Annotated in this window: 3 protein-coding genes; 2 read left to right on the top strand and 1 reads right to left on the bottom strand. The window is 58.8% G+C overall.

Annotation, left to right across the window (positions count from 1 at the left end):
• Positions 1–154 precede the first annotated feature (154 nt).
• Complete coding sequence (locus QMX91_RS30860; RefSeq protein ID WP_225138770.1) at positions 155–631, top strand: hypothetical protein; 477 nt, start codon at positions 155–157, stop codon at positions 629–631.
• Positions 632–1,038: 407 nt separating this feature from the next.
• Here QMX91_RS30860 and QMX91_RS30855 read toward each other — a convergent pair whose 3' ends face one another.
• Entirely contained in the window at positions 1,039–1,527 is a 489-nt protein-coding gene (locus tag QMX91_RS30855) for an ATP-binding protein (RefSeq protein ID WP_282413882.1), read from the bottom strand.
• Positions 1,528–1,615: 88 nt separating this feature from the next.
• On the opposite strand from QMX91_RS30855, the gene QMX91_RS30850 reads away from it, so the two are divergent.
• Positions 1,616–1,897, top strand: coding sequence for a hypothetical protein (locus QMX91_RS30850; RefSeq protein WP_282413881.1), 282 nt, complete (start codon positions 1,616–1,618; stop codon positions 1,895–1,897).
• Positions 1,898–2,075 lie beyond the last annotated feature (178 nt).

Raw genomic sequence — 2,075 nt, 5'->3', positions numbered from 1 at the left:
CGATAGCGGTGTGTCACAACGCAAATGTCAGCGATATACCGCTATCGCGAGCAGGCTCACTCCTACAGGGTTCGGTGATGAATGTGGAGTTTTCGGTTGAAGGCGATTCCGTCCATAATCCCTCCCCCAAATGGACTGACACAGGAAATGTGAAATGGACACCACTCAATGGCTCGGATTGTTCGAGCGCGCCTTTCAAGGCATGGAGAAGAATCTTGAGCAAGTGCTGCAACTCAACAGTTGCCGCGAGCATTGGATTCAAGCCCAGATCAGTCTGCAAGCCTGGTTCGAAGATGAGATCGAGATCTGGACGGATCTGCCGATAGGCGACCGACGCAAAGCGGACCTGTACTCATTGGACGACAACGGCGCGCCGAGGATGGTCGCCGAAATCAAATGCCTGGGCGATGTCTCGCAGGCCAAGTGCCTGGAAGGCGATTGGTCAGTGCGCGCCGATGTTGATCGGTTGCGCTCTTTCGAATGCCCCACCCGCCTGTTCGTCCTGGTCATTGCCAAAGGCGAGCGCGAAACCAATACCGGACGTCGCCTTCGCGAGGATGAATGGGTGGATGGCCGGACATGCGTCACTGTGGATCTGCAATTTGCCCTGGTTCGGCTGTGGGCTTTGTAGGTCAAGTTCTTCATCCACTTCTGCACGCGACGTGGGCCGACATCGCGGCTCGCTCGGGTGCGCCGTTGCTCAACATCGAAGTGATCTGCTCAGACCGACTTGAGCATCGTCGCCGGGTAGAGCATCAGCAATCAGACATAACGGGACTGACTCCCCGATCTGGTCTTCTGTTGTGAATCACGAATATGAAGCCTGGACGCAGCCGATCCTTCGGCTCGACACCACGAGTCTCTCCGTGGATCAGGCGGTGGAAATCATTGTGGGAACTGGCCTGCTGGCGATTGGGGCGAGCCTGCCAAAGTGATGGCGACTGACACGGCCCTATCGCTGGCAAGCCAGCTCCCACAGTTTTTTGCGGTGAGCTCAGGGTTGGCGGCTGCCAGAGATCCAAAGTGGGAGCTAGCCTGCTAGCGATTTCCGTGCATGACGATCTTCAGCTCCTCGCCCACTTCCGGCACCTGAAAGTAGCTGGAGATCAAATCAAACTCTGCATCCGAAGCGGCAAACTCATGTTCGGCCAGCGCATTGCGTGCATGTAGCCGGGCGCGGCAAGTATCGTCATCCACCGCGAGATAGTGCAGGCAATGCGGCACTTTTGCAGTATCCGCCAGCCCTCGCAGCCACTGCCGATCCGCCACGGTATTGGCCGGAAAATCCAGCACCACACTCACCCCCGCGCTAAGCACATCGATCACCAACGGCCCCAGCACGCCGCGAATCTGCCGCGCACATCGAAGGTAATCCGCCACGGATTTGATCTGCTCCGGATACAGCCGCGACAGCCACTGATCCTCACTGAGCACCAGCGCGCGCTGCTCCTCAGCCAGTAATTGGGCCAGTGTCGATTTGCCCGAGGCGATCTTGCCGCACATCAGGTGTAGTGTGGGTGCACGCATTGGGGACGCTTCCTTTTGTCGATTGCTGGATAATGCCCAACGCCTGTCGGCGAGGCAATTGATGCGCATGACCCAACGAGGAACCCAGATGACCACAATCACCGCACGCCACTGCTCGTCCTGGGTGCTACTTGCCCTGCTCGCCACCACCCTGGCGCTGACAGCCGGCTGTTCGAGCAAGCGCTACGCCACCAACGGCTCGAACTGCTACGCCAAAGCCGTGCCCACTTCCGGCGAAGGCGGTCTGGCCTGGGGCGATACCTTGAGCATGGCGCGCAAGAAGTCGTTGAATAACTGCATGCGTTATGCGAGCCGCTCCGGAGGGACGCCGAACACTTGCCAGGTGGTGCAGGCGCAGTGCAAGCGCTGACGGCACCGATAATGATGTTGGCTGAAACGGCCCTATCGCTGGCAAGCCAGCTCCCACAGGGTTATTGGGTGGACTCAGGATTGGCGGCTGCCAGAAATCCAATGTGGGAGCGAGCCTGCTCGCGAATGCGATCTGTCAGCCAAAGCGATGGCGACTGACACGCCCTCTTCGCGAGCAG

Source organism: Pseudomonas sp. PS01299 (assembly GCF_029960145.1).
Lineage (GTDB): Bacteria > Pseudomonadota > Gammaproteobacteria > Pseudomonadales > Pseudomonadaceae > Aquipseudomonas > Aquipseudomonas putida_A.
This window is presented reverse-complemented; position numbering and strand designations above follow the sequence as displayed.